Raw genomic sequence first — 6,863 nt, 5'->3', positions numbered from 1 at the left:
CCCCCCGCACGGTCAGGGCACGGGGCGCGCCGGTCGCGACGGCTGCCGGGGCAGGTGCGGGCGCAGGTGCAGCCGATACGCCGGCGACCTCCGATCACGACTCCAGCCTGATCGATCGCGACAAGGTGCCGTCGAACACCGAAGTGCTCACCTCGAACGATTTCAGCCACGCCAGCGCGATCAGCTTCCTCGATTCGATCAATCGCCGGCTGCCGGGCGTGTCGCTCGGCGACCGGACCGGCAATCCGTTCCAGCGCGACCTTAACTATCGCGGCTTCACGGCCTCGCCGGTGCAGGGGACGCCGCAGGGCATCGCGGTCTATCAGAACGGCGTGCGCGTCAACGAAGCCTGGGGCGATGTCGTCAATTGGGACTTCATTCCGGAAAAGGCGATCGACCAAGTCGCGCTGTTTCCCAACAATCCCGTGTTCGGCCTCAACGCGATCGGCGGCGCGCTCAGCATCCAGATGAAGAACGGCTTCACCTATCACGGCGTCGAGACCGAAGCGTTCGGCGGCTCCTATGGGCGCGTGCAGGGCAGCGTGCAGGCCGGCGGGCAGAAGGACAACGTGTCGGCTTACGCGCTTTATGAATCCGCCTATGACCGGGGCTGGCGCGACAACGCGAACTCGTCGCATGTGAACCGCATGTATGTCGATGTCGGCGCGCGCAACGACGACACCGAGCTGCACGTCAATTTCACCGGCGCCGACAACGTCCTCGGCAACGTCGCGGCGACGCCGGTCGAGCTGCTCAATCAGCGCTGGTCGAGCGTCTACACCACGCCGAATGCGACGCATCTGCAGCTCGCCTTCATCAATGCGACCCTGAGCCACAATTTCTCCGACACATGGTCGTTCCAGGGCAACGCCTATTTCCGCGGCTTCCGGCAGTCTCATATCGACGGCAACGGCACTGACGTCTATGGCTGCGACGGCGGTGCCAGCCTGTGCATCGGCGACGACCTGCCGCTGTCCGGTCCAGCCGGCGGCGCGGCGACGCCGAACACGCTGGGCACGGCATTCCTGGGCGAGATCGACCGCAACCAGGCCGCCACCAACAGCTATGGCGGCACGGCGCAGGTCACCAACAGCGACCGGCTGTTCGGTCACGACAACCATGTCGTCGTCGGCGCCAGCGTCGATCACGGCTTCACCAAATTCAATGCGGCGAGCGAACTCGGCACGCTCGACCAGAACCTGTTCGTGACCGGCACCGGCATCTCCATCAACCAGCCGGACGCCGGCCTGAGCACGGTCGATCTGCACGCGACCAACACCTATACCGGCCTCTACGCCACCGACACGTTCGACGTGACCAACCGCTTCTCCGTCACGGCCGGCGGCCGCTTCAACTTCGCAGAGATCGACCTGCAGGACCAGACCGGCATCAATCCGCTGCTCAACAGCAGCAACAAATTCCAGCGCTTCAATCCGGTGATCGGCGGCACCTACAAGATCACGCCGAACTTCACTGCGTATGCCGGCTATTCGGAAGCCAACCGTGCGCCGACGCCGCTGGAGCTCGGCTGCTCCGATCCCAACCATCCCTGCATGATCGACAGCTTCCTGGTGGCGGATCCGCCGCTGAAGCAGGTTGTGTCGCATACGGTCGAAGCCGGCTTTCGCGGCGGCTGGGGGCGGGACGCCAAGACCGGCATGCTGACCTGGAGCGTCGGCGGATTCCACACCTTGTCCGATGACGATATCATCGAGGAGGCGAGCCCGCTCGGCGTCAACAATTTCGGCTTCTTCCAGAATGCCGGCAAGACCTTGCGCCAGGGCATCGAAGCCAAGCTCGACTATCGCCGTGACCGCTGGAGCGCCTACGCCAACTACACCTACGTCGACGCCACTTATCAGAGCGCGATCACGCTGTTCTCGCCGAACAATCCGAACGCGCTGACCGATCCGGTAAGCGGCGTCCAGTATGTCAGTGTCAATCCCGGCGATCATATCCCGGGCATCCCCGCGCACCGCTTCAAGGCCGGCATCGACTATGGCGTCACGGACGCCTGGAAGGTCGGCGCCGACGTCAATGTCGTCGGCAGCCAGTGGCTGATCCATGACGACACCAACCAGAACCCGAAGGTGCCGGCCTATGCGGTCGTCAATTTGCACACGTCCTATCAGCTCACGCCGAACATCGAACTGTTCGGGCTGGTCAACAATCTGTTCAACGCGCGCTATTATGCGGCCGGCAGCTTCTACCAGACCGGCGGCTTTGCCAGCGCCTCGGGCGGCGGCACCAATCTGATGGCGCAGCTTAGCGATCCCCGGACCTTCGTGCCGGGCGCGCCGCTCGCCGCGTATGCCGGCATCAGGGCGAAGTTCTGAGGCGGGATCGTGACCCGCGCCGCGTCAGCCGGCTGCATCGGCTGAGCTGTCCTCGAACCATTGCGAGTTGATCTCGATCCGGAAGATCGGATCGGACTGCCGCCGCACCTCGAGAAACCAGCGGCCGCCGGGCGCGAGCTTGTCCTCCACCTCGCGGGTGAATTTCAACGCCTCGCGCCAAGCCGCCTGGTCGTCGGCCAGTTCCTCGCCGGTGTCGTCGCGATGCGGGTAACCATTTCGGAAATCGAAGAAATATCGTGGCATGCGCGGCAAACGCGGCACCGGTGCAAACGGTTCCGCGGCCGGGCGTGGACCATTTAGGGCAGGCAGGCGGCGGCGCTTATACTCCCAGCAACGTCATCCATTTTTGCATCCGTCTCGCTTGATCTATCCGAAGCCGTATCACATGATACGGTGTCTTCGGCTGATCTGGCGCTCTATGCCCGCGAAAGTACGGGAGTCCGGCATGACCAAACGCCGCAGAGTGAAGCAGACCATGACATTGGCAGATCGGCTCGCCGCCGAGGCGCGGCGGCTGCGCGCGAAAGCCGACAGCCTGCCGCCGGGACCTGACCGCGACGACACTCTGCAGCGCGCCCAGGAGATCGAAACGACGGCGCAGCTGAGCGGCTGGCTGACCTCACCGGGGCTGCAGCTGCCGGATTAGGCGCCTACGCGGCTAGCCCCGCGGTCCCCAGAGAATGATGGCGGCGCCGATCAGACAGACGCAGGCGCCGGTGACGTCCCAGCGGTCCGGCCGCGCGTTCTCGACCGTCCACAGCCACGCCAGCGAGGCGACGATGTAGATGCCGCCGTAGGCGGCGTAAGCGCGTCCCGCCGCCTCGCTCTCGACCAGTGTGAGCAGCGAGGCAAAGGCGATTAGCGAGAGCAGGCCGGGCGCGAGCCACACCGAAGATTTCCCGAGGCGCAGCCATGCCCAGAACGCGAAGCAGCCCGCGATCTCGGTGAGCGCCGCGCAGACATAGACGATCGCGGTTTTCATATGCGCCATCTCCACGATCCGTCGCGTTCGACGCAGCGGATGGCTGCTGGTTGGCACGAACATGCGGTTGCTGCGTTGCCCCGCCATGGACAAGCCGAAAGAGCCCGGATTCTGGGTCGCGATCGTCTTGGGGCTGGCGCCGATCCTGGCGTCAGCCGCCGTGCTGTTGTGGGTGCAGAGCTGACGGCTTACGCGCTCGCGGCGTCCAGGCGCGCGACCTGGTCCTTGCTCAGCGCGAGCCGCGTCGCCGCGGCCAAGGTGTCGACATGCTCCGGCTTGGTGGCGCTGGCGATCGGCGCGGTGACCGAGGGCTTCGCCATCAGCCATGCCAGCGCGACCGAGGCGGGCTCGGCGCCGGTCTCCTTGGCGACCGCGTCGAGGCCGGCGAGGATACGCATGCCGCGCGGGTTCATGTATTTGGGAATGCCGCGCGCGCCGCGCGGGCTCTTGCCGTAGTCGGCCTCGGAGCGATACTTGCCGGTCAGGAAGCCGGCCGCGAGCGAGAAAAAGGTGATGACCCCGACCTGATTTTGCTCACAGACCTGCTGCAGGGCGCCCTCGAAGCCGGAACGTTCGGCCAGGCTGTATTCCGGCTGCAGGCTTTCATAGCGCGGCAGGCCCGTCTTTTCGGCCACGTCGAGAGCAGCCTGCAGCCGCTCGGCGGAGAAATTCGAGGCGCCGATCACGCGCACCTTGCCGGCTTTGATGAGCTTGTCGTAGGCCGCGAGCGTCTCCTCCTGCGGCGTTGTCTCGTCGTCAGCATGCGATTGGTAAAGATCGATGGTGTCGGTCTGGAGCCGGCGCAAACTGTCCTCGACGGCGCGGGCAATGTAGTCGGCCTTCAGGCCGGTCTTGCCGTCGCCCATGTCCATGCCGACCTTGGTGGCGAGGATGATCTTGTCGCGGTTGCCGCGCGCCTGCATCCATTTGCCGATGATGGTCTCGGACTCGCCGCCCGTGTGGCCGGGCACCCAGCGCGAATAGACGTCGGCGGTGTCGAGAAAATTCAGCCCGCTGTCCAGCACCTTGTCGAGCAGGCGGAACGAGGTGGCCTCATCCACTGTCCAGCCGAACACGTTGCAGCCGAAGCAGAGGGGCGGAACGGAAAGGCTGGAACGGCCGAGCGGACGGTGCTTCATGATGTGCTTTCGTTTGATGGCGTGGCGGCAAAACGGAGAAATCGATGAAGGGCAGGGTGTTCCAATTCGCAGGAGATGACTACCCCGGCGACAGCATGGCGGGGCGTCGCATGCGTCGTTCGAGGACGGCCACGCCGTGCTGATCCGCCTGCGATCTACGGTCCTGCCGGTGTCTGGTCGGCGATCGCGTTGGCGAGCGCGATGGCGCGCGGCACCAGGCTGTCCACGTCGAGATATTCCTCCGGCGTATGCGCCAGTCCGCCGACCGGGCCGGTCGCGCACAGCGTGGGCGTGCCCACCGCCGAGGTGAAGCCGGAATCGGCGCAGCCGCCGGTCGATTCACCTTCCAGCGTCAGTCCCGCACGTAGCGCGGCCTGCTGGTAATGCCGGAGCAGGCGGGCATCGCCGTCGCTCTGTTCGAGCGGCAGGAATTCGCCCTTGATGGTCAAGGTCGCGGACGTGCCCGGTACATGCTCGGTCGCGACGATGGTCTTGATCGCCTCCAGCACGCGATCGCGGTCGACGTGCCGCGCGTAGCGCATGTCGATCTGGCCGGTCGCCGCAGGCGCCACCGTGTTGACGGACTGTCCGCCCGAGACGAGGCCGACATTGAGCGTGATGCCGAGCGCAAGGTCCGTCAGGTCAGCGATCGCCACGGTCTTGTGCGCCAGCGCGTGAATGGCGCTGCGGCCGGCCTCGAAATTGGCGCCGGAATGCGCCGCTCGGCCTGCGACATCGAGGACCATGAACACGCCGCCTTTGCGGCGGCTGACGACGTTGCCGTTGGCGCGTCCCGGCTCGGAATTATACACCGCGCGTGCGCCCCGCGCCGTCTCCTCGATCATGCCGCGCGACTGCGGCGACCCGATCTCCTCGTCTGAGGTCAACAGCGCAACCAGCGGCGCGGAATGGCCGCCGAACTGCTTGAACGCCGCGAGCACGAAGGCGTTCAGCACCAGGCCGCCCTTCATGTCCGCGACGCCGGGGCCATAGGCGCGGCCGTCTTTAATGGCGAACGGGCGGCGCGCGACTTCGCCTTTCGGAAACACCGTGTCGCGGTGGCCCATCAGCACCACAGGCGCATTGCCGGGACCGGGGATGCGGGCGCGAAAAATGTCGCCGGAGATGTCGCGCGCGAAGCGTTCGACCTCGATGCCATGGCGCGTGAAGAAGTCCTCGAACGCCTCGCCGACCGCGTCGACGCCGGCCTTGTCATAGGAGCCGCTGTCGATGTTGACCACCCGCTCCAGCAGCTTCAGCATCGGCTCGCGCTGCGCGGCCAGCCAGGACCGGACCTGTTCGGACATGGGCGACAATGCTCCTTCGAAACCGATGCGTCACCATGACCGCCCTCGCGAGGCCTGACCACCCCAGCAACAGCATGGCGGGACAACGTCGGGTGCGGCCCGGGCGCGGCGAGGGCCGTCAAAGACCGAAGCTTTCCCGCGCGGTATAGGTGACCGCTTCGATCTTGTTGCCGTCAGGGTCGAGAACGAAAGCGCCGTAATAGTTGGCGTTGTACTTGTCCCGGATGCCGGGCGCGCCGGCGTCGGTGCCGCCGTTCGCGGTTGCGATCTGATGGAAGCGCCTGACCGTTTCGCGGTCCGGCGCCTGGAATGCGACATGCACGCCGTTGCCGGCGTTCGCCGGCCGGCCGTCGACCGGCGTCTCCGCGCTGAAGACGATGTCCGAGGCGCCATAATGCACCGATCCCGCCGACGCCTTCAGGACGCGCAAGCCGATCAGCTGCATCAGCGGATCATAGAAGGCGCGCGCGCGACCGACGTCGTTGGTGCCGACCGAGACGTGGTGGATCATCTGTGTTTCTCCGATCGGTTCTGCGCGCCGCGTGGGAATACCGGTGACGCAGGCCTGCGTTCCCCGATCGCCCCGGTGCGCAGGGGCGGCAGTCCTAATGTCACAAACACCGTCATTCCGGGCGGCCCGTCAGGGCGAACCCGGAATCTCGACGGTGTGAGGAATGGACCCAAGCCAATATCGAGATTCCCCGATGCGTCATTGCACATCTGGGCATCGTGGCCTGCGGGCCTTGCCCTGCAATGACTGCGGGTTGTCCATGTGGTTTGAGATTGACGTGATCAATTATCTGACTTAAGTCAGGTAATATGCTCAACGCGATCTCCCGCATCCGCCGCTTCAACCGCGCCGTCACGGCGGAAGTCGGCGCGCTCGACACCTCCTTCCTCGGCCGCGGGCGGCCGCTCGGCGCCGCGCGTGTGCTCAATGCGATCGGCCAGGGCCGCGGCGAGGTCGCCGAGCTGCGGGACTATCTCGGCCTCGACTCCGGGCTGACCAGCCGTCTGTTGCGCGGCCTGGAGGAGGAGGGCCTGGTCAGGACCGTGCCCCATCCGGACGATGCGCGCC

The 6,863-nt window shown here is 65.8% G+C and carries 8 protein-coding genes; 3 read left to right on the top strand and 5 right to left on the bottom strand.

Annotation, left to right across the window (positions count from 1 at the left end; all coding sequences use genetic code 11):
• A partial coding sequence (locus WA702_RS26525) for a TonB-dependent receptor (RefSeq protein WP_425113508.1) occupies positions 1–2,336 on the top strand: 2,336 nt, incomplete at its 5' end.
• A gap of 24 nt (positions 2,337–2,360) precedes the next feature.
• Here WA702_RS26525 and WA702_RS26520 read toward each other — a convergent pair.
• A complete protein-coding gene (locus WA702_RS26520) occupies positions 2,361–2,600 on the bottom strand; it encodes a DUF6894 family protein (RefSeq protein WP_425113507.1) in 240 nt (79 codons plus the stop codon).
• Between the two features lie 202 nt (positions 2,601–2,802).
• On the opposite strand from WA702_RS26520, the gene WA702_RS26515 reads away from it, so the two are divergent.
• A complete protein-coding gene (locus WA702_RS26515; protein WP_425113506.1) occupies positions 2,803–3,003 on the top strand; it encodes a hypothetical protein in 201 nt (66 codons plus the stop codon).
• Positions 3,004–3,015: 12 nt separating this feature from the next.
• Here WA702_RS26515 and WA702_RS26510 read toward each other — a convergent pair whose 3' ends face one another.
• The 4 genes from WA702_RS26510 to WA702_RS26495 all read right to left on the bottom strand — a co-directional run bounded on the left by WA702_RS26510 (position 3,016) and on the right by WA702_RS26495 (position 6,296).
• Positions 3,016–3,339 (bottom strand): YnfA family protein, encoded by a 324-nt coding sequence (locus tag WA702_RS26510; RefSeq protein WP_425113509.1) that lies wholly within the window; start codon positions 3,337–3,339, stop codon positions 3,016–3,018.
• A gap of 188 nt (positions 3,340–3,527) precedes the next feature.
• On the bottom strand, positions 3,528–4,478 hold the full coding sequence (locus WA702_RS26505) for an aldo/keto reductase (RefSeq protein ID WP_425113505.1): 951 nt from the start codon (positions 4,476–4,478) through the stop codon (positions 3,528–3,530).
• Between the two features lie 155 nt (positions 4,479–4,633).
• A complete protein-coding gene (locus WA702_RS26500) occupies positions 4,634–5,785 on the bottom strand; it encodes a M20 family metallopeptidase (protein WP_425113504.1) in 1,152 nt (383 codons plus the stop codon).
• A 118-nt stretch (positions 5,786–5,903) separates the two neighbouring features.
• Positions 5,904–6,296, bottom strand: coding sequence for a VOC family protein (locus WA702_RS26495; RefSeq protein WP_425113503.1), 393 nt, complete (start codon positions 6,294–6,296; stop codon positions 5,904–5,906).
• A 308-nt stretch (positions 6,297–6,604) separates the two neighbouring features.
• On the opposite strand from WA702_RS26495, the gene WA702_RS26490 reads away from it, so the two are divergent.
• Positions 6,605–6,863: MarR family transcriptional regulator (locus WA702_RS26490; protein WP_425113502.1), on the top strand; the 259-nt coding region annotated here is incomplete at its 3' end.

Source organism: Bradyrhizobium sp. (assembly GCF_049798375.1).
GTDB lineage: Bacteria > Pseudomonadota > Alphaproteobacteria > Rhizobiales > Xanthobacteraceae > Bradyrhizobium.
Note: the sequence above shows the minus strand (reverse complement) of the source record. Positions and strands in the feature narration are given on the sequence as shown.

What these genes read in the sequence shown, in the direction of transcription:
- WA702_RS26500 (WP_425113504.1), bottom strand. Translation starts at nt 5,785, where the DNA reads ATGTCCGAACAGGTCCGGTCCTGGCTGGCCGCGCAGCGCGAGCCGATG.
- WA702_RS26495 (WP_425113503.1), bottom strand. Translation starts at nt 6,296, where the DNA reads ATGATCCACCACGTCTCGGTCGGCACCAACGACGTCGGTCGCGCGCGC.
- WA702_RS26520 (WP_425113507.1), bottom strand. Translation starts at nt 2,600, where the DNA reads ATGCCACGATATTTCTTCGATTTCCGAAATGGTTACCCGCATCGCGAC.
- WA702_RS26515 (WP_425113506.1), top strand. Translation starts at nt 2,803, where the DNA reads ATGACCAAACGCCGCAGAGTGAAGCAGACCATGACATTGGCAGATCGG.
- WA702_RS26505 (WP_425113505.1), bottom strand. Translation starts at nt 4,478, where the DNA reads ATGAAGCACCGTCCGCTCGGCCGTTCCAGCCTTTCCGTTCCGCCCCTC.
- WA702_RS26510 (WP_425113509.1), bottom strand. Translation starts at nt 3,339, where the DNA reads ATGAAAACCGCGATCGTCTATGTCTGCGCGGCGCTCACCGAGATCGCG.